General features: G+C 73.5%; 18 protein-coding genes and 2 pseudogenes. 5 read left to right on the forward strand and 15 right to left on the reverse strand.

All coding sequences use genetic code 11. The features are described 5' to 3' along the window. A pseudogene (locus ACPCK6_RS26930) lies at positions 1-561 on the reverse strand (putative inorganic carbon transporter subunit DabA); the annotation flags it as partial. A 97-nt stretch (positions 562-658) separates the two neighbouring features. On the opposite strand from ACPCK6_RS26930, the gene ACPCK6_RS26935 reads away from it, so the two are divergent. Continuing rightward, the gene (locus ACPCK6_RS26935; protein ID WP_423482575.1) at positions 659-1,201 is read left to right on the forward strand and encodes a carbonic anhydrase; all 543 of its coding nucleotides are present in this window, start codon (positions 659-661) and stop codon (positions 1,199-1,201) included. Positions 1,202-1,217: 16 nt separating this feature from the next. Here the strand turns inward: ACPCK6_RS26935 and ACPCK6_RS26940 are convergent, their stop codons facing one another. The 8 genes from ACPCK6_RS26940 to ACPCK6_RS26975 form a co-directional block, all read right to left on the reverse strand. Next, positions 1,218-2,063 (reverse strand): DUF6671 family protein, encoded by an 846-nt coding sequence (locus ACPCK6_RS26940; protein ID WP_423482576.1) that lies wholly within the window; start codon positions 2,061-2,063, stop codon positions 1,218-1,220. A gap of 45 nt (positions 2,064-2,108) precedes the next feature. Beyond that, positions 2,109-3,284 carry a M20/M25/M40 family metallo-hydrolase gene (locus tag ACPCK6_RS26945; protein WP_423482577.1) on the reverse strand — a complete coding sequence of 392 codons (1,176 nt, stop codon included), beginning with the start codon at positions 3,282-3,284 and terminating at the stop codon, positions 2,109-2,111. Then, the gene (locus ACPCK6_RS26950; RefSeq protein ID WP_423482578.1) at positions 3,284-4,045 is read right to left on the reverse strand and encodes an amino acid ABC transporter ATP-binding protein; all 762 of its coding nucleotides are present in this window, start codon (positions 4,043-4,045) and stop codon (positions 3,284-3,286) included. The genes ACPCK6_RS26945 and ACPCK6_RS26950 overlap by 1 nt, the downstream gene beginning before the upstream one ends. Further along, positions 4,042-4,899: an amino acid ABC transporter permease gene (locus ACPCK6_RS26955; protein WP_396884350.1), complete on the reverse strand. Its 858-nt coding sequence runs from the start codon at positions 4,897-4,899 to the stop codon at positions 4,042-4,044. Before ACPCK6_RS26955 ends, ACPCK6_RS26950 begins: the two co-directional genes overlap by 4 nt. A 113-nt stretch (positions 4,900-5,012) precedes the next feature. After that, positions 5,013-5,954: a transporter substrate-binding domain-containing protein gene (locus ACPCK6_RS26960; protein WP_423482579.1), complete on the reverse strand. Its 942-nt coding sequence runs from the start codon at positions 5,952-5,954 to the stop codon at positions 5,013-5,015. A 92-nt stretch (positions 5,955-6,046) separates the two neighbouring features. Next, positions 6,047-6,931 (reverse strand): MurR/RpiR family transcriptional regulator, encoded by an 885-nt coding sequence (locus ACPCK6_RS26965; RefSeq protein WP_423482580.1) that lies wholly within the window; start codon positions 6,929-6,931, stop codon positions 6,047-6,049. A gap of 97 nt (positions 6,932-7,028) precedes the next feature. After that, positions 7,029-8,456, reverse strand: coding sequence for a pre-peptidase C-terminal domain-containing protein (locus ACPCK6_RS26970; protein WP_423482581.1), 1,428 nt, complete (start codon positions 8,454-8,456; stop codon positions 7,029-7,031). A 132-nt stretch (positions 8,457-8,588) separates the two neighbouring features. Beyond that, a complete protein-coding gene (locus tag ACPCK6_RS26975; protein WP_423482582.1) occupies positions 8,589-9,845 on the reverse strand; it encodes a cyanophycinase in 1,257 nt (418 codons plus the stop codon). A 115-nt stretch (positions 9,846-9,960) separates the two neighbouring features. On the opposite strand from ACPCK6_RS26975, the pseudogene ACPCK6_RS26980 reads away from it, so the two are divergent. Next, positions 9,961-10,215: pseudogene (locus ACPCK6_RS26980) on the forward strand (formate/nitrite transporter family protein); the annotation flags it as partial. Between the two features lie 55 nt (positions 10,216-10,270). Here the strand turns inward: ACPCK6_RS26980 and ACPCK6_RS26985 are convergent. Genes ACPCK6_RS26985 through ACPCK6_RS26995 form a run of 3 tightly spaced genes read right to left on the reverse strand, consistent with a single transcriptional unit; the run spans position 10,271 to position 12,254 of the window. Then, positions 10,271-10,912 carry a class I SAM-dependent methyltransferase gene (locus ACPCK6_RS26985; RefSeq protein WP_423482583.1) on the reverse strand — a complete coding sequence of 214 codons (642 nt, stop codon included), beginning with the start codon at positions 10,910-10,912 and terminating at the stop codon, positions 10,271-10,273. Further along, entirely contained in the window at positions 10,909-11,583 is a 675-nt protein-coding gene (locus ACPCK6_RS26990; protein ID WP_423482584.1) for a TIGR04282 family arsenosugar biosynthesis glycosyltransferase, read from the reverse strand. The genes ACPCK6_RS26985 and ACPCK6_RS26990 overlap by 4 nt, the downstream gene beginning before the upstream one ends. Further along, positions 11,580-12,254 carry a glycosyltransferase family 2 protein gene (locus ACPCK6_RS26995; RefSeq protein WP_423482585.1) on the reverse strand — a complete coding sequence of 225 codons (675 nt, stop codon included), beginning with the start codon at positions 12,252-12,254 and terminating at the stop codon, positions 11,580-11,582. The genes ACPCK6_RS26990 and ACPCK6_RS26995 overlap by 4 nt, the downstream gene beginning before the upstream one ends. A gap of 145 nt (positions 12,255-12,399) precedes the next feature. On the opposite strand from ACPCK6_RS26995, the gene ACPCK6_RS27000 reads away from it, so the two are divergent. Next, positions 12,400-13,881 carry a hypothetical protein gene (locus ACPCK6_RS27000; RefSeq protein ID WP_423482586.1) on the forward strand — a complete coding sequence of 494 codons (1,482 nt, stop codon included), beginning with the start codon at positions 12,400-12,402 and terminating at the stop codon, positions 13,879-13,881. Positions 13,882-13,926: 45 nt separating this feature from the next. On the opposite strand, the gene ACPCK6_RS27005 is transcribed toward ACPCK6_RS27000, so the two are convergent. Then, on the reverse strand, positions 13,927-14,988 hold the full coding sequence (locus ACPCK6_RS27005; protein WP_423482587.1) for an NAD-dependent epimerase/dehydratase family protein: 1,062 nt from the start codon (positions 14,986-14,988) through the stop codon (positions 13,927-13,929). A gap of 186 nt (positions 14,989-15,174) precedes the next feature. On the opposite strand from ACPCK6_RS27005, the gene ACPCK6_RS27010 reads away from it, so the two are divergent. Beyond that, the gene (locus ACPCK6_RS27010; RefSeq protein WP_423482588.1) at positions 15,175-16,506 is read left to right on the forward strand and encodes a molybdopterin-dependent oxidoreductase; all 1,332 of its coding nucleotides are present in this window, start codon (positions 15,175-15,177) and stop codon (positions 16,504-16,506) included. After that, the gene (locus tag ACPCK6_RS27015; protein WP_423482589.1) at positions 16,499-17,002 is read left to right on the forward strand and encodes a hypothetical protein; all 504 of its coding nucleotides are present in this window, start codon (positions 16,499-16,501) and stop codon (positions 17,000-17,002) included. Before ACPCK6_RS27010 ends, ACPCK6_RS27015 begins: the two co-directional genes overlap by 8 nt. Positions 17,003-17,157: 155 nt before the next feature. Here the strand turns inward: ACPCK6_RS27015 and ACPCK6_RS27020 are convergent, their stop codons facing one another. Both ACPCK6_RS27020 and ACPCK6_RS27025 read right to left on the reverse strand, forming a co-directional pair. Beyond that, positions 17,158-17,742, reverse strand: coding sequence for a hypothetical protein (locus ACPCK6_RS27020; protein WP_423482590.1), 585 nt, complete (start codon positions 17,740-17,742; stop codon positions 17,158-17,160). Positions 17,743-17,833: 91 nt separating this feature from the next. Continuing rightward, a partial coding sequence (locus ACPCK6_RS27025; protein WP_423482591.1) for a cellulose binding domain-containing protein occupies positions 17,834-18,177 on the reverse strand: 344 nt, incomplete at its 5' end.

Below are 18,177 nucleotides of genomic sequence, written 5' to 3' on the forward strand. Positions count from 1 at the left end.
CGGCGCGACCAGCAGCGCCAGACCGGCGACCAGGGCCACGTCGCCGACGAGGAACACCGCCCGGGTACGGCGCACCGCCGCCCGTACCCGGGGCTGCTCCCGGTAGTGGCCGATGAGCCCGATGAGCAGGTGCCCGGCCGCGATCCAGCCGACGGCCAGTTGCACGAGGCTGGGCGCGGTGGTCATCACCAGGGTCGCCGTGGTGGCCGCCGCGATCCGGGCCTGCAGGGCGCGGGCGCCCGGCTCGCCGTCGAGATAGCGGCGCGCGTAGCCGGCGACGACGGCGGCCAGCCCGCAGACGAGGAGCGCGAACAGCGCGGTGAACCGGTCGAGCCGGATCCCCACGGAGAACGCCGGCCCGGGTGGGTCGAGCCGGAGCAGGAGCGCCGGGACGACCGGGTCGTACGCGACCCGGGCCAGCAGCGCGGCGGCCGCGGCGGCGGTGAGCGCGAGCAGCGCCCCCACCACCCGGGCGGCTCGACGGGGATCGGGTACCGCCAGCGCGCACAGCGCCGCCGATGCGGGCCCGGCCAGGACTCCCAGAACCAGTGCGACGGACATCGTCACCTCCTCAGACATGCGCACTGTATTACACGATTCGTAATTCGTGTATCGTGAGACGCACGACAGCGACAGCGACTCGGCACGAGGAGGAGCGATGGACGCGACCGGATCCCCGTCGCAGGTGTGGCAGACCAGCCCGAGCTTCGCCCTCGCCCGGCTACGCGCCGGGCACCACCGGTTCCGGGCCGGCGGCCTTCCCGTCCCGTCGGCCGGCGCGGCACCGGTGGCCGCGGTCCTGTCGTGCGCCGACCCGCAGCCCGAGGCCGTGACCGTGTTCGGCGGCGTCGACGTCTACGCGGTCCGCACCGCCGGCCTGCAGGTCGGCCCGGCCGTGCTGGGCAGCCTGGAGTACGCGGTCGCGCGCCTCGGCGCACCCCTGCTGGTCGTGCTGGGCCACGCCTCCTGCTCCCTGGCGGGCGGCAGCGGGCCGGACCGGGTACGCGCCACGCTCACCGCCCTGCGCCGCCGGTCCCCCCTGCTCGACCAGGCCGTCCGCTCCGGCCGCTGCGGCATCCACGGCATGATCTGGCACGACGCGGAGCGCCTCCTCAACGAGGTGCGGCCCGTGCTGCCACCGCCGGCCCGCCGGGCCTGCCGCCTGCGGCCACCGAACAACGCGTCGGCGCGGTCGCACTGAGTGGGGCGACGCCTCATCAGGGGTTGCACACCGGGCACGCACCGGGGTCCGCGGCGCCGCCCACGGGCCGGCGCGAGCGGTACGCGCACCTGCCGCATCCCGCGACCAGCAGCGCGTCGTGAGCGGTGGGCGTGCCGCAGTCGCGGCAGGGCAGTCCCGGCTCGGTGCCGACCAGGCCGAATCCCGGCGCCGCACAGGCGGGGCAGGGCGTGGCGAGACGCCGGGCCAACCGGTCGGCGGCGGCGGCGATGACCCGCATCCGGGTCGGATTGACGTGGGCCCGAAGGTCCGCGCCGAGCACGGCGGTGCCGTCGGCGGAGTCGAGGGCGGCCCGCCGGACGGCGACGAGCACGTCGGCGAGCCGGCGGAGTCCCTTGACCGGCTGACCGGGCCCGGTCGCGGGCCGGACGACGACCGCGTGGTGCGGGAACCCGGCCCGGCGCAGGAACGCGAGCACGGCGCCGCGGTCCCGACCGTCGGTGACCACCTGGCCGTGGTTGGTCTCGACGCTCAGGGCGCTCTCCACCAGGGTCAGACCCGACCGGTCGTCGACGAGCGCCACGTACTCCACGTCGGCAGGAGTCCAGGAAGCCGCCGGGTGCGGGCCGAACGCCCCTTCGCTGGCCAGCCCGACGACGGACCCGGTCGCGGCCATCCCGAGCCGGGCCTTGCGCACCACGGTCTCCCGCGCCGAGCCGATTCGCCGCACCTCGCCGGTGAACGTACCGAGCGCGTCGGTGTCCACCGGCGCCACCCGCACGCTCATCCCGAGCCGCCGGCGCAGCAGTGGACGCAGCGCCCACTGTTTGCCGTGCATGGTGGCCAGGCAGGCCACCACGCCATGGAACGGTGACGCCTCCACACCACCGATCCTATCCGAGACAGGAACGGTGATTCCGGAATTCCGTTACGTGCCGGGTCGGTCGCCCGATCCGACCGCGTCGATCAGGCCGGCCAGCAACGCCACCCGGGGCACCACCGAGTCGAGGTCGAGCCACTCGCCCGGGCTGTGGTCGGCACCGCCGATCGGGCCGAGCCCGTCGAGGACGGCCGCACCGGCCTCGGCCAGCAGGTTCGCGTCCGCGCAGCCGCCGGTCGCGGTGTGCGAGACCGGTACGCCGAGACCCGCACCCACCTTCGCCGCCAGCTCGGCCAGCCGGCGTCCGGCCGGCCCCGGCTCCCACGGCGGGGTGGGCGCGTGCACGGTCAGCTCGGCGTGCACCCCGGACACCACCGGCTCGGCGACCAGCCGGCGGATCTCGGCCAGCGCCGCCTCGTACTCGCCGGTGCGCCAGGCCCGCAGGTCGACGAGCATCCGGGCCCGGTCGGCGACCACATTGGGCCGGCCTCCCGCCTCCAGCGCGCCCACGTTCACTGTCACCCCGGGCCACCGGCCGTTGAGCTGGTCCAGCGCGACGGTCAGCCGGGCGGCGGCGAGCAGCGCGCTGGCGCCCCGTTCCGGCTCGATGCCGGCGTGCGCGGCCCGGCCGCGCAGCGTCACCGCGAGGTCGGCGACGCCCTTGCGCGCCGACACCAGGTCGCCGTTGTCGCGGGCGCACTCCAGGCAGAGCGCCACGTCGGCCTCGGCCCCGAGGGTACGCAGCAGCGGCCGGCTGCCGAGCGAGCCGATCTCCTCGTCCGGCGTGCAGACCAGCACCAGTTCGCCGTACCGGTGGCGGTCCAGCGCGGTGAGCACCTCGACGGCGGCCAGCCCGGCGAGCACGCCGCCCTTGTCGTCGCTGACCCCCGGGCCGTACGCCCGGCCGTCCTGGACCCGGAACGGGCGGGCGGCGGCCGTGCCGGGCGGGAAGACGGTGTCCAGGTGGCCGGCGAGCAGGACCCGCCGGGTGCCGGCGCCGCGGCGGCGGGCGATCAGCACGTCCCCGAGCGGCCCGCCGGCGGGATCGGCGACCGGTACCCGCTCGACGGCCAGCCCGGCGCCGAGACACCAGCCCTGCACCAGGTCGCCGACCTCGCGCAGTCCGTCGACCTGGCCGGAGCCGGAGTCGACGGCGACCAGCCGGGCGAGCCGGTCGTGGTACGCGGACAGCCGGTCACCGGCCGCGCCGAGCAGCGGGTCCATCAGAGCACCTTGTCGAGGAAGGCGCGGGTGCGCTCGTGACGGGGTCGGCCGAGTACCTCGTCCGGTGGGCCGGCCTCGACCACCACGCCGTCGTCGAGGAACGCGACCTGGTCGGCGACCTCGCGGGCGAAGCCCATCTCGTGGGTCACCACGACCATTGTCATGCCGTCGGCGGCGAGGCCCTTCATCACGTCCAGCACCTCGCCGACCAGTTCCGGGTCAAGTGCCGAGGTGGGCTCGTCGAAGAGCATCAGCTTCGGGCGCATGGCCATCGCCCGGGCGATGGCCACCCGCTGCTGCTGCCCGCCGGAGAGCTGGCTCGGGTAGTGGTGGGCGCGGTCGGCCAGCCCGACCCGGTCGAGCAGCCGTAGCGCCTGCTCGCGGGCCCGCTCGCGCGGGGTCCGCAGCACGCGCACCGGCGCCTCGGTCACGTTGCCGAGCGCGGTGAGGTGCGGGAACAGGTTGAACCGCTGGAACACCATGCCGATGTCGCGGCGGCGAACGGCCACCTCGCGGGCCTTCAGTTCGTACAGCCGGTCGCCCTGGCGGCGGTAGCCGACCAGTTCGCCGTCGACCGCGAGCTGCCCGCCGTCGATGCGTTCCAGGTGGTTGACGCAGCGCAGGAACGTGGACTTGCCGGAGCCGGACGGACCGAGCAGGCAGGCCACCTCGCCGGCGGCCACGGTCAGGTCGATGCCCTTGAGCACCTCGACCGGGCCGAACCGCTTGGTGACGCCCACGGCACTGACCATCGCCGTCATCGCACGCCTCCCCGGGCGAAGCCGCGGCCGAACCGGCGCTCGACCAGCCACTGACCGGCGGAGAGGAGGCTGACCAGGGCGAGGTACCAGATCGCCGCCACCACGAGCAGCGGGATCACCTTGTAGTTGTTCTGGTAGACGCTCTGCACGGCGGTCATCAGGTCCCGCCCGGCGATGATCGACACCAGCGCGGTGGACTTGAGCATGGTGATGGTCTCGTTGCCCATCGGCGGGATGATCACGCGCATGGCCTGGGGCAGCACCACCCGGCGCAGGGTGAGCGTGGGGCTCATGCCGAGGGCGGCGGCGGCCTCGGTCTGGCCGCCGTCGACGGCCAGGATGCCGCCGCGGATCACCTCGGCGGCGTACGCCATCTCGTTGAGCGACAGCGCGAGCACGGCGGCGACGGTGCCGGTGATCACCACGCTGGTGGGCCGGTCGAACAGGACGGTGCCGGTGAACGGCACGGTCACTGTGATCCGAGGGAACAACGCGCCGAGGAAGCCGAAGAAGATGATCTGCACCAGCAGCGGGGTGCCGCGGAAGACCCAGATGAACGTCCAGGACACGCCGCGCAGCACCGGATTGTCCGACAGCCGCAGCACGGCGAGCAGGATGCCGCCGGCGGTGCCGAGGACCATGGCGAGCACTGTGAGCCAGAGCGTGGTGAGCACGCCGTCGAGCACGTAGTCCTGGAACAGGTAGTGGGCGACAGTGGCCGGTTCGAGGTTGGGGCTGGTCAGCAGCGCCCGCAGGAACAGCGCGGCCAGTCCGGCCACGACCAGCGCGGTCAGCCAGCGGCCGTAGTGGCGGACGGGGACGACCCGTACCGCCGGGGTGTCGGTGGTGGTCATCGTGACAGTGCCTCCGGCAAGGGGGTGCGGCGGTCGCCGGGCGCCTCCGGGCCCGCCCTCACGGAATGGGAGGACGCCCGGCGACCGCGGATCGGGGGGGGTGGTCCGCCGGGTCAGTCGATGGCCTGGTCGATGGTGGCCTTCTCGACGGCGATCGGGGTCTGCTTCCAGCGGGCCAGGATCTTGTCGTAGGTGCCGTCGTCGATGAGCGACTGCACCGCGGCCCGGTACGCCTCGGCCAGCTCCTTCTGAGCCTTGAGGAAACCGAAGCCGTTCGGGCTGGCCAGCCAGCCGTTGGGCGAGGACGGGTCGGCGACCAGCTCGGCCTTGCCGGCCAGCTCGCCCACGGTGTCCACCAGGTTGACCCGGGTGGCGGCGACCACCTGCACGTTGCCGGCGATCAGCGCCTGCACCGCCTGCGGGTTCTCCGGGTACTCCTTGACCTGCAACGGCCGGCCGGCGCAGCTCTGGGTGGCGTACGCGGCCAGGTTCTTCGCCTGGTTGCTGGCCTTCTGCACGGCCACGGTGCGGCCGCAGAGGTCGGCCACGGTCTTGACGCCGAGCGGGTTGCCGGCGGCGACCAGGAAGCCGGTGCCGGAGGCGGAGTAGTCGACGAACGTGGCGACCTGCTGGCGTTCCTTCTTGTCGGTGATGCCGCCGGCGATGGCGTCGTACTTCGCGGCCTGGAGGCCGGGCACCAGACCGTCGAACGGCTGCTGGGTGAAGGTGGCCTTCAGGCCGAGCCGGGCCGAGGCGGCCTGGAACAGGTCGTGGTCGAGGCCGACGAACTCGTCCGTGCGGCCCTCGACCTTGAAGTCGATGAACGGCTGGTAGGGGGCGTTGGTGGCGACCGTGACGGCGCCACGGCCGCGCACGTCGGCCGGAACCTTGGCGGCGAGGGCCTTGTCGGTCTCGACGGCGCCGACGCCGTCGATGGTGACGGAGACGGGCGTGATCTCGTCGGTGGAGCCACCGGCCGTGGAGGTGCCGCAGGCGGCGGTGGCGGCGAGCAACGCCGTGGTCGCGGCGAGCAGAGCGAGGGTACGGATGCGCATGGGGAGTCCTTCCGGGGGCCGGATCAGCCAGCTCCCGGACTGTAACCCACGTTACGATCTCGGTGGGGTTACAGTTTTCTGTAACGTACGTTTCAGCGTACGCCGAACGCCTGCTGCGCTCCCTCCATCGCCTTGAGCCGGGCGCCGGCCATCGGGCCGAGCCGGTCGATCAGCGCCGCCACCAGCGTCTCCACCAGCGCCAACGTCGGCACGAAGCTGTCGTACGGCGACGGCGAGTCGACCCGGGCGGGCAGTACCACCTCGGCCAGGCCGGCCACCGGCGAGAGCCACCGGTCGGTGAACAGCACCACCCGGGCACCCCGGCCGGTCACCTCCCGGGCCAGGGCCAGGGTCGGCTCCTCGTACCGGCGGAAGTCGAAGAGCACCACCAGATCCCGCCTGCCGACGTCCACCAGCATGTCGGCCCGCTCCACCGGGCCGGCGGGCAGCAGCCGGCTGTTACCGCGCACCTGCATCAGGTGCAGCACCAGGTAGTTGGCGAACAGCGCGGAGAACCGGCCGCCGGCCGCGGTGATCCGGTACTGCTGGTCGGCGAGGAGGCGCACGGCCGCGTCCAGCTCACCCTGCGGAAGGTCGGCCAGCGTGCCGGCCACCGCCTCGGGCAGCGCGGCGGCGGCCCGGGACAGCGCCCCGTGGGGCGGCGCCCCGCTGCGTTCGGTCGCCCGGTACGCGGTCAGCGGCGAGGTCTCCCGCTCGGCCAGTTCGTCGCGCAGCGCCCGCTGGAACTCCGGGTAACCGCCGAAGCCGAGCCGGGACAGGAAGCGCAGCACCGTCGGGGCGCTCACGTCGGCCCGCTCGGCCAGCGCCGCGACAGTGCCCAGGCCGGCGGACGGATAGGACGCGAGGAGGGCGCGGGCCACCCGGCGCTCGGCCGGGCTGCACTCACCGAGCCGCTGGCGGATCAGCGCCGCGACCCCCACGGCGTGGGTCTCGTCGGCAGGTACGGGGTTCGACACGAGCAGAGCGTAGCGGCCCGCCGCCGCGCTCCCCCGCGACGGCGGATCCGCGGTCGGGCGTCGCCGCCCGTCCGCGGACCCTTCGGAGGGTGCCGGGTCAGGACTTCGCGACCGCGCAGGAGTAGTCGGCCGTGCCAGAGCCGGCGTACGCCTCCAGGTCCAGGTAGTAGGTGCCGGTGCCGGACGAGGTCCGGGTCAGCGTGACCGACTCGTCCGCCCCGGCGCCGTCGTTCACCGATCGGGTCAGCGTGCTCCCGCTCGCGCTGAGCAGATAGAGGTCGGCGTCGTACGCCGACGGCACGGCGCAGTTCACGGTCAGCGTCTGTCCACTGCCGAGGGTCAGGGAGAAGTAGTCCCGGTCCGACGCGCTCTTCATGTCCCCGGTGACCGTGGCCGGGAAGGTCAGCCCGGAGATGTCGTTCGCGGCGGTGCGGCTGTCGTTCGGCTCCACCTCGGCGAAGGCGGACCCGCCGGACGGCGGCGGGGTGGTCGAGCAGTCGGTGACCGGCGTGCCGCTGTAGAGGTTGGCGTCCGGCACGCCGGCGCGCACGCTGCGCAGGTAGTAGCCGCAGGTGGGCCGGTTGGCGAAGTCGTAGCTCTGCCCGTTGGTCAGCTTCCAGATCTTGAAGTTGGTGTAGGTCAGCGGCTGCCGGGAGACGGCCACCTCGGGCTGGTGGTCACCGAGCACCACGTACGCGCTGGGACCACTGAGCGTGGCCCGGCCGGCACGGTCGACGAACAGCGAGGCTCCCTCCTCGACCCCGACACCCCACGCCTTGCCGCCGGGTGCCAGCCCGTCGGCGACCGCGCGGGCCACGAACGCCATGGTCCGTCCCATCCGGTCCCGGGTGACGAAGTGCGAGTCGTTGATCGTGCCGGCGTAGTTCGGCCAGCGGAACATGCCGGTGGTGAACGTCAACGACCGGTCGTACGGGTTCGCCAGCGCACCCGACGAGGTGGCGCTCGCGGTGCACGCGTCGTAGACGATGTCGCTGTTGACGTGGTGGCCGGCGCTGCCGCCGCCGACGCCGCCGCCCTTGGCCACCACCGACTCGACCGACGCCTCCAGCGTGGTGCCCTTCCAGGCCACGTACCGGCACTGGTCGCCACCGGCGAAGTAGACGAACTCGGCGTTGCGGACGTCGGTGTTGACCTGGCTGTTGTTGCCGTCCGCCGCGGCGGTGAGGGTGAGCGTGGTGCAGGAGTTCACACCGGCCAGCGGGCTGATGACGTCGCACTCCGGGGTGCCGGAGCCGGAGCCGGCGATGACCACCACGTCGATCGCGCCGGACCCGCCGCGGATCGCGTCGACGGCCTTGGTCATCGTGGCGGTGACGATGCCGCCGGAGCCGTTCATGGTGTACGCCGGGCCGGACCAGGTGGCCCGGCTGGCGTCGGTGGCGCTGCCCTGGCGTACCCGGGTGACCTGGGCGTGGGCGGCGGTCACGCCGAGCGGGGCGACGGTCAGCAGTGCCGCGGCGGCCGCCGTCACGGCGAGCCGGCGAGGGTTGCGGGAAGGGGACATGGGCACCTCCGAGGGGCCACGAAGCGATGAAACAGAAGTTACATCCATTAAGGTCACTGCTCAATAAGTAACTTCTGTTACAGCTTCGTGACGGCGGCGCCGGACCCCCGGCCCGACGCCGCCGCACCCACGTCAGGCCGCCCGGATGCCGATCACCACGCCGGTGAACGTGGTCGCCGTCGCACCCCGGTACGCCGCGAACCCGGCCCCCCGGGTCAGCCGGGCCGCCCACTGCGGATCCTTCTCGTACGACGTGCCGCCCACCGCCACGCAGCCGGTGCGAGCGGCGAGTCCCTCCTCGACCAGGCCGACCATGGCGTAGTCGTAGAAGACGTCCTCGGACGGCACCGCCGTGCACGGTCCCGCCGCCGGGCGCACGCGCGGCTTGCCGGGGGCGGGCACCACGGTCCAGCGTGGCGCGAGGTACGCGTCGCCGGCGGTGAGCCGGCTCCACCGCACGCCCTCGACACCCCACACCCCGCCGTGGCCGGTCACCCGCGCCCGGCGCAGGTCCAGCACGCTGACGCCGCGCTGCCCGAGCACCCGCAGCGAGGTACGGCGACCACCCACGCCGGTCACCTCCAGCGCGGTGTTCTCGTCCAGCCCGAAGACCCGGGCGTGCCGGGTGTCCGAGGCGAGCCGGATCGAGCGCGCCTCCCGCCCACGACGGGAGAAGTGGGTGTCGAGGAGCCCCGCGGTGAAGAACCCGAACCCGCCGCCGGGCAGGTAACCGAGCACGTCCGGGTCGTCGAAGTAGCCCGGCTTCGCACCGTCCCGCAGGCCGGGCTCGGTCGAACCACCGGTGATCATGTCGCGGCCGGCCATGATCTGCGCGCCGGCGCTGGTGCCGGCGACCACCGCGCCGCCGCGCAGCTTGCGCCGCACGGCGGCGAGCGCCGCGCTGTCCCGCTGCGCCTTGCCCCGGGTCATCGTGGTGACGTAGCGGTACTGGTCGCCGCCGCCGAAGAAGAAGCCGGTCAGCGATTCGATCTGCCGGACCACCGCCGGGTCGTCGGCAGCGCCCGGGTGGTCGAGGTCGATCGGGATCCACTGGGCGTCGGCCGCCCCGTAGGACCGGAACAGGCCGGCGTAGTAGTCGCCGTTGCAGACGCTGTTGTTGCAGTCCGGGGTGCCGGCGTCCGGGTCCTCGGCCGGCACCGGCGCGGCGGCGGTGACGATGCCGATCCGGGCCCGGCCGGGGCCGCCGGCCAGCCGCACGATGTCCTCGTAGATCTCCCGGTTGTCGTCGGCGAGCGCGCCGCCGACGAGCACCAGGCTACCGCCGGTGCGGTGGTGGGACGCCGAGGCCGGGACCGCGCCGACCGGCACGCTGAGCGCGACCGCGGTACAGGCACCGACCCCGAAGGTCAGCAGGCGGTTCAAGGGCATGATTGCTCCTCACGGATCGTGAGGGCGAGCCGGGACCGAGCGTACGGCAGCCGGCCGGACCGGACAACGGCCGCCGGGCGGGTCGCGCCGACCGACGTCCGCACCCCGCACAGGCGTGCGCTCGCTGCTCCGGCTGTGGGGCGTCACGCTGGCCGGCAACCTGGTCGGTGACTGGCTGGTGGCCTGGCTCATCATCCGCGGCCTGCCCCGGCTACGACCCGCCGCCGTCGACACCGGCACGCACTACGCCGCGCTCGGCGTCAATCTCCGCTCGTTCGTCCTGGCCGTACTCGCCGGTCTGGTGATCACGCTGATGACCTGGATGCAGCACGCCACCGAGAGTCTCGGCGTGCGCCTCGTACCGGCCCTGCTGTTCGGCGCGTTACTCACCGGCGGGCAGCTCTTCCACAGCGTCCTCGACTCGATCATGCGGAACGGTCCACCCGGGTCAACTCAGCGAACCAGCGACCATCCGACCGGAACACCTCGCCGACCCTCAGTCCCGCCGCCGCAGCGACACCTGACATCGCATCCGGGTCCAGCCACGCCCAGTGGAAAAGGGAACCCCGGTGTCGTCCGGTCTCCACGTGGGCCTGCCCCTGCCAGGCACCGGCGCCGGGCGGTTCCAGCTCGGCCAGCACCGTGCCGGACGAGCACAGCAGCGAGACGCACCGCCGCAGCAGCGCGACCGGGTCGCCCCCGATGCCGATGTTCCCGTCGAGCAGCACCGTGTGTGCCCACCGTCCCTCGGCCGGCAGCGGGCCGAACAGGTCGGCGTGCACGGCGACCGCGCCGCGCGAGCGGGTCAGCGCCACCGCCCGCGGCGACACGTCCACCCCCACAGCGCTCAGCCCGGCCCTGGTCAACGCCACCGACATCCGGCCCGGACCGCACCCCAGGTCGAGGGTGGGACCGACACAGCGGGCCACCACAGTCGCCTCCGCGGCGGTGGCCTGCCGATGCCACCGCTCCACCGGCAGGCGGCGGCTGGGCCCGTCCGCAGGCACCAGCCAGTGCACGTCTCCGGCGGGGTCGCGTAGCGCGGAGGCGAATCCGTCCCCGTTCACGCGCGTACCACCATGTCGCGACGCACGGCCTCGACCTGGCGGGCGAACCGGCCGTCCGGGACCGCCGACGCCACGGCGTGCGCGTCGGACCAGTCGTCCACGTCCCGCAGCACGGGCAGCGGCACGGGGCGTAACCCGCGTCCGGTCAGCGCGGACCATGTCGATCGGCCCGTGACCGGCGTCGACATCGGCACCGCCCGTAGCGTCACCGCCTGCCGCGGGTCGCGCAGCCCGAGCGCCCACCAGCCGCCGTCGTGGGCGAAGCCGAGCGCCGCGTCGGCATCGTCGAGCCGGCGCACGGCGGCGGCCAGCGACGCCGGGGTCAGTTGCGGGGTGTCCATCCCGATCTGCAGCACCCAGCGGCCGGGGAACGTCTCGGCGACGTCGAGGTGGGCGTGCGCGAGCCGGTCGGCGAGGTCCGTGCCGCGCTGCGGCAGGACCGACCAACCGGCGAGGGCAGCGGTCAGCTCCACGCCGTCCACGGCTTCCGCGAGATGTCCGGCCAACGCCAGAACCGGCGTCACGCCCGGTGTCCCCCGGACGGCGTCCACTGTGTCGAGCAGCGCGGCGGCAGCCAGCCGGGCGGCCTGGACGGGAGTCGCCGGCGGGCACAGCCGGGTCTTCACCAGGCCGGGCACGGGCGCCTTGGCCATCACCAGTACGACGGTCACCGCGACTTCCGGACGGTACGCAACACGGCGGCGAAGTCCCGGGTGGCCCGCAGGGTGCCCCGTACCGAGCCGGAGACCTTGGAACGGGTGCCGGCCGCGCGCGGTGCGTAGGTGACGTCCACCTCGTGGATGCGCCAGCCCGCCGCGGCGGCTCGGATCACCAGCTCCAGCGGATAGCCGAAGGCCCGGTCGGTGACCCCGAGGGCGAGCAGCGCCTCCCGGCGCGCCACCCGGATCGGGCTGAGGTCACGCAGCGGCATGCCCCGGTGCCGCAGCAGCGCGGCGACCAGCGCCGTGCCCGCCCGGGCGTGCCAGGGCCACACCCCGGCACCGACCGGCCGACGGCGGCCGACGGCCAGATCAGCGACCCCGTCGGCGACGAGGGCGACCAGAGCGGGTAACTCCCGGGGAGCGAAGGAGCCGTCGGCGTCCAGCACGCAGACCAGTTCCGTGTCGGCGGCCTCGATCCCGGTGTGCACGGCCGCTCCGTACCCGCGCCGTGGTTCGTGCACCACCCGGGCCCCGTGCCGCGCGGCCACCTCGGGTGAGCCGTCGCGCGACCCGTTGTCAACGACGATCGCCCGGTACCCGGGCGGCAACGCGGTCAGCACGGCGGGCAGAGCAGCGGCCTCGTCCAGGCACGGCAGCACCACGTCGATCTGTGTCGGCATACCGCCGACGCTAGGGCCGTCCGACGGCGGTCCGCGCTCGATTCAACCTTACGGAACACTTACCGTGCCGACACTTCTTACCGTCCGGTGACGTACCGGCGAAGCGGCTGACAGCGGAGGAACCGAGCCGTACCGTCCGGTCGACATGAGACCCGGTGCCACCGTTTCCCGCCCGTCCGTCCACCACCGCCTCCCGGATCGACACCGGGGGGATCTGCTGGTGCTGGGCGTCGAGGCGACGCTGCTGGTCACCGCCGTGGCGGTGGGCGCGATGCTCAACCGCGCCGGAGTGGGCCTGCACGCCGACGCCGCGCCGCTCTACGCCACCTGGAGACCGCACCTGGGCTGGGGCACGCCGGCCGCGTTGGCGATCGCCGTCGCGGTGGTCGGCCCCGGAACGCAGTGGGCCCGCACCGCCCGGTGGGGCCCTCTGCTGTCCGTCGGCTACCTGGCGTCGGTCGGCTGGACGCTCGCCCTGGCGCTGGTGGACGGCTGGTCGGCGGGGCTGACGACACGGCTCACCCCGCAGGCGGAGTATCTGCACGAGGTACCCCGGGTCACCGACGTCGGGCGGATGCTGGCCGGTTTCACGGACCGCATCCTGGACTTCCAGCCGGACTCGTGGTCCACCCACACGGCCGGCCATCCACCAGGCGCCCTGCTGGTGTTCGTCGCACTCGACCGGGTCGGCCTGGGCGGTGGCACGACCGCGGCGATGGCGTGCGTCCTGGTCGGGGCGAGCGTCGTGGTGTCCGTGCCGATCGCCCTACGGGCACTGGGCGCCGAAGGGGCCGCGCGCATGTCGTTGCCGTTCCTGGTGCTGCTGCCCGGAGCGGTCTGGGTGGGTGCCTCCGCCGACGGCCTCTTCACCGGGGTGGTGGCCGCCGGCCTCGCGCTGCTGGCCATCCGGGGAACCGTGACCGCGTTGGCGGGTGGCGTGCTGCTCGGCTTCGCGCTGTACCTGTCCTACGGCTTCGTGCTCGTCGCACCCCTGGCACTCGTCGTGCTCGCGCTGCGTCCAGGAGGCCGGGTTGCCGCGCTGCTCGCCGGCGCGGCCGGTGTGGGCACTGTGGCGACGGTGTTCACCGTCGCGGGTTTCCACTGGTGGCAGGGGTACGGCCGGGTGGTCGAGCGCTACTACCAAGGCTGGGCGGCCGACCGTCCGTACGCCTACTGGGTCTGGGCGAACCTGGCGGCGCTGCTGCTCTCTGCCGGTCCGGTCGTCGGACCGGCACTGCGCCGCACTCTGCACGCGGCCCGCCGGGCCTGGCGAGGGTGGGACGGTTCCCCGGCACCGGCCGCTTGGACGGCCGGCACCGGCAGACCAGCACCTGGCGGTGACCCACTGACCCACGTCGCGGTGCGGAACCGGCGGCTCGGCGCGCTCGCGCGACGGGTCGGGACACTGGGGCCCACCGTCCTGCTACCGGCCGCCGCGGTGCTGGCGGTGCTCGCCGCCGACCTGTCGGGCATGAGCAAGGCGGAGGTCGAGCGGATCTGGCTACCGTTCACGGTCTGGCTGCTCGTCGCCGTGGCGCACCTGCCCGCCGCGACGCACCGCTGGTGGCTGGCCGGGCAGGCGCTCACCGCCCTCGCCGTCAATCACCTCGTGTTCACCGTCTCGTGAGCCGCCCTGCCGCCGGTGGCGGGCGGGGCGGGCCGGGCGGGCCGCTCAGACCGACACGGCGGCGCGTTCCCGCAGCGGATCCGTGGCGAAGGCGGCCACCCCGTCGGCGAAGCTGACCCGTGCGGTGTATCCGAGCAGGTCACGTGCGCGGCGAGGATCGGCGACCACGTGCCGCACGTCGGCCGGCCGGGCACCGCCGACGACCACCGGCGCCGGACCGTCCATCGCCGCCGCCAAGGCGGTGGCGAGATCACCGACGGTGTGCGGCCGGCCGGAGCAGACGTTCACCGGCACCAGGCCGTCCGGAGCCGGAGCGGTCAGCGCCAGCACGTTGGCGCGCGCCACGTCGGAGACGTGCACGAAGTCGCGCTGCTGCAAGCCGTCCTCGTAGAGGCGCGGCGGCCGGCCGTGGGCCAGCGCCGACCGGAAGATCGACGCGACTCCGGCGTACGGCGTGTCGCGGGGCATCCGGGGGCCGTACACGTTGTGGTAGCGCAGTGCCCAGACCCCCGCCCCGGTCTGCCTGCTCCACGCGGCGGCCAGGTTCTCCTGGGCCAGTTTGCTGGCCGCGTAGGTGCTGCGCGGTTCGAGCGGGGCGTCCTCCGGCACGAGCGCGCTGGCGAGTGCACCACTGCAGACCGGGCAGGTGGGGTCGTACCGGCCGACGGCGACATCGGCGGCGCGGCGTGGGGCCGGCCGGACGACGCCGTGCCGGGCGCACGTGTATCGCCCTTCGCCGTAGACGACCATGGAACTGGCCAGCACCAGGCGAGACACGCCGGCCCGGTGCATCGCTGCCAGCAGCACCGCCGTGCCGTAGTCGTTGTGGCTGACGTAGTCGGGCGCATCCGACGGGTCCAGCCCGTGCCCGACCATCGCCGCCTGGTGACACACGGCGTCGACACCCGCCAGCAGATCGTCGAGCAGGTGCGGATCGCGGATGTCGCCGACGACCGGTTCATGGCGGCGGAACCACTCGGGCGGCTCACTCCCGTGCGCCTGGGGCAACAGCGCGTCCAGGCACACCACCTGGTGGCCTTGCGCGACGAGCAGGTCCGCGACCTGCGATCCGATGAACCCGGCGGCGCCGGTGACGAGTACCCGCATTGCGTCACGCTAGGTCAGCGGAGAAGCCTCCGGGGCTCGTTCGGCTCCGACGTCAGCACTTCGTAAGGGGACGGCCGGTAAGCCTTCGGTAATGCGGCAAAATCCGCCCGAGGATGCCGTTGCCGGTTAGCGTCCTGCACGAAGCCCGTCGCGTCCGGTCCGACGGCCTCGCCGACCGGAGGAACCGTGCCAGCCGACCCGCCGTCCGACGAACCACCTGCCGCCTACCCGGCGCGGTTGTGGCGCACGTTGGACCGGCATCGCCCGCCCGGAGCCGACGCCGCCGCCGACGCGTGGCGCAGTCCGGTGCGTGGCCCCTGGCTGACGTCCGTGTTCGGCGTCGTCCTGCTCGCCACGCTTCCGTTGGTGATCATCACCGGTCTCCTGGACTGGATCGCGTACGGCCCCCGGCTCGGCCAGGCATTTCCCAGCGACGTGGGCTGGCTGCACCCTCCCGTCTTCGACTGGCCGACCCGTCCCGCCTGGCTGTTCCGGCTCACCCAGGGACTGCACGTGACGCTCGGCATCGTGCTGGTACCGGTGGTCGTGGCGAAACTCTGGTCAGTGGTACCCAAGCTGTTCGACTGGCCGCCGGCCCGGTCCGTGGCGCAGGTGCTCGAACGACTCTCCCTGCTGCTCCTGGTAGGCGGAATCCTCTTCGAGACGGCGACCGGCCTGCTCAACATCCAGTACGCCTACCTGTTCGGTTTCGACTTCTACACCGCGCACTGGTACGGCGCCTGGATCTTCATCGCCGCCCTCGTCGCGCACGTGCTGATCAAGCTTCCTCGTACGATCTCCGCGCTGCGCGGCCCGCGCTTCATGCGTACGACGGCGGAGGAGACCGTGCCGGAGCCGCCGGATCCGGACGGGCTGGTGGCCAGCCGGCCCGGCCCGGCGACGATGAGCCGGCGTGGCGTCCTCGCCCTGACCGGGGGCGGCGCGTTGCTGCTGGCGGCGCTGACCGTCGGGCAGAGTCTGGACGGGGTGCTACGCCGTACCGCGCTGCTGCTACCGCGGGGCCGGCAGCACGACGACGGACCCAACGGTTTCCCGGTCAACCGGACCGCCGCCGCGGCCGGTGTCCGACCCGACGACACCGGTGCTCAGTGGCGGCTGACGGTGCGCGCCGGCAGCCGCACGGTGGAGGTGGCCCGCGACGGCCTGCTCGCGATGACGCAGCACACCGCGGACCTGCCGATCGCCTGCGTGGAGGGCTGGTCGACGACGCAGACCTGGACGGGGGTGCGGCTACGGGACCTCGCGGCGCTGGTCGGCGCACCCGGCAGCGCCGTGGCGCGGGTCGAGTCGCTGGAACGGGGCGGCCTGTTCCGTCAGGCCCGGCTACAGGTCAACCAGGTCCGCCACCCCGACTCGCTGCTCGCCCTGAGAGTCAACGGCGTGGACCTCTCGGCCGACCACGGCTACCCCGCCCGCGTCGTCGTGCCGGCGCTGCCGGGCGTGCACTGCACGAAGTGGGTCCGCGGCATCACCTTCGAGGACCAGCCCGATGGCTGAGTTCCGGCGTGGCTACGGCGCCGCGCCCTGGCACCTGCTGCTCCTGCTGGGCTGCTTCGCGGTGACCGGCTGGATAGCTCTGCGGCTGGCCGGAGAACCGGCCGCCGGCCGGATGCTGCTCTGGTTCGTCGGCGCGGTCATCGCCCACGACCTGCTCCTGTTCCCGTTCTACGCGCTGGTCGACCGGGCGCTGCGCGCCGCGGTGGGCGGCCCCGGGCGTCGATCGGCGCTGAATCACGTGCGGGTGCCCGCGCTCGCGTCCGGACTGCTCCTGCTCGTCTATCTTCCCGGCATCCTCGGGCTCGGCGGCGACACGTACACGGCGGCGACCGGCCTGACCCCGCAGCCGCTGCTGGCCCGCTGGCTGCTGGCCAGCGCAGCGATCTTCGCGGTCAGCGCGGCGCTCTACGCGCTGCGGCACCGTCGGGGCACGCTGCGTCCGCAGCGACGCCGGACTCCAGGACGAGCAGCCCGTCGACCACCGGCGGAGACGTGAGAATCAGGTGATTCTGCGCGACCAGGGGCCGGTTCGACATCCGCTCATGTCCGGTCCTGGTAGCGATTCCCTGCGCGGTGCGGACGCCTCGACCGCTGGCATTCTCGCCCTCGCCGACTGCGGCGCCGGGAGCGGGTAGCGGCCGCTCGGCGTGGTCAGAGGCCGGCGGCGGCGTCGTACCGGCGCCGCAGGTCGGCCATCTCCGACGGGGGTAGCGCCTCCCTGAGTGCCAGGGCCTCGTACTTGTCGGGGAACATCTCCCGTAGCCGGTCGACAAACCTGACGTCGGCGGTCGCCTCGACCACCTTGATGCCGGGAGGCTGGGTGGTCATGTCCATGATCACCGGGCCGACGAGTTTCACCGCCCCGTCCCAGTGGCGCTTCTGTTCGGCGACGCCGCAGAGGTGAAAGCCGTAGACCGTCCGGACGTCGGCCAGGGTGGCGGCCCCGGTGGGCTCGTAGCCGTAGACATGGACTCCGCAGACGATCGCCGGCGCGGCCTGCTCTCCGGCCGGCACCTGCGGGGCGGTGTGCCCGGCGTGCTGGTGCTGTGCCGGGTCCGCCTGCTCGAGGGTCGTACGCATCCGGGTCAGGATCTCCTGGCGGAGAACCGCCGGGTCGGTCCTCGGGGTGGTCGCGGTGACCACGGCGGCCACGCCGATCGACGCGGCCAGCAGGCACACCTCGATCCACACGACACGGCTCCGGTACCAGCCGCTGACGCCTACCCGGGAAATCATGATCGTTCTTCACCTCATCGCGGTTCCTGATGGTGGCGGAGGGCGCCGGCGGTGGGGTGGCGCGTGCCGCGCCACCCCACCGCAGATGCTGTTACCGAGCGGTGCAGGTGAGTGTGGGTGTGGAGTTGGTGCCGTTCCAGGAGGCGTTGAAGCCGAAGCTGGTGGTGCCGTTGGCGCTCAGGGAACCGTTGTAGCCGACGTTCGACGCGGTGACCGACGAACCGCTCGAGGTGACCGTCGCGTTCCAGGCGTTGGTGATGCTCTGGCCGTTGGGCCAGGTCCATGCCACCGTCCATCCGGAGATGGCGGCGTTGCCGGCCCGGACGGTGACCTCGGCGCCGAATCCACCGGACCACTCGCTGGTCTTGCGGTAGGTGGCGGTGCAGGCACCGTTTCCGGCCGGCGGCGGGGTGGTGGGCGGCGGAGAGATCGGAA

It is taken from the genome of Micromonospora sp. AB353, assembly GCF_049538395.1.
GTDB lineage: Bacteria > Actinomycetota > Actinomycetes > Mycobacteriales > Micromonosporaceae > Micromonospora > Micromonospora aurantiaca.

Excerpts from the sequence above, each read along its gene's own strand:
- ACPCK6_RS26935 (WP_423482575.1), top strand. The coding sequence starts at position 659 with ATGGACGCGACCGGATCCCCGTCGCAGGTGTGGCAGACCAGCCCGAGC.
- ACPCK6_RS26945 (WP_423482577.1), bottom strand. The coding sequence starts at position 3,284 with ATGGACCCGCTGCTCGGCGCGGCCGGTGACCGGCTGTCCGCGTACCAC.
- ACPCK6_RS26950 (WP_423482578.1), bottom strand. The coding sequence starts at position 4,045 with ATGACGGCGATGGTCAGTGCCGTGGGCGTCACCAAGCGGTTCGGCCCG.
- ACPCK6_RS26955 (WP_396884350.1), bottom strand. The coding sequence starts at position 4,899 with ATGACCACCACCGACACCCCGGCGGTACGGGTCGTCCCCGTCCGCCAC.
- ACPCK6_RS26960 (WP_423482579.1), bottom strand. The coding sequence starts at position 5,954 with ATGCGCATCCGTACCCTCGCTCTGCTCGCCGCGACCACGGCGTTGCTC.
- ACPCK6_RS26970 (WP_423482581.1), bottom strand. The coding sequence starts at position 8,456 with ATGTCCCCTTCCCGCAACCCTCGCCGGCTCGCCGTGACGGCGGCCGCC.
- ACPCK6_RS26975 (WP_423482582.1), bottom strand. The coding sequence starts at position 9,845 with ATGCCCTTGAACCGCCTGCTGACCTTCGGGGTCGGTGCCTGTACCGCG.
- ACPCK6_RS26995 (WP_423482585.1), bottom strand. The coding sequence starts at position 12,254 with ATGCCGACACAGATCGACGTGGTGCTGCCGTGCCTGGACGAGGCCGCT.
- ACPCK6_RS27000 (WP_423482586.1), top strand. The coding sequence starts at position 12,400 with ATGAGACCCGGTGCCACCGTTTCCCGCCCGTCCGTCCACCACCGCCTC.
- ACPCK6_RS27005 (WP_423482587.1), bottom strand. The coding sequence starts at position 14,988 with ATGCGGGTACTCGTCACCGGCGCCGCCGGGTTCATCGGATCGCAGGTC.
- ACPCK6_RS27015 (WP_423482589.1), top strand. The coding sequence starts at position 16,499 with ATGGCTGAGTTCCGGCGTGGCTACGGCGCCGCGCCCTGGCACCTGCTG.
- ACPCK6_RS27020 (WP_423482590.1), bottom strand. The coding sequence starts at position 17,742 with ATGATTTCCCGGGTAGGCGTCAGCGGCTGGTACCGGAGCCGTGTCGTG.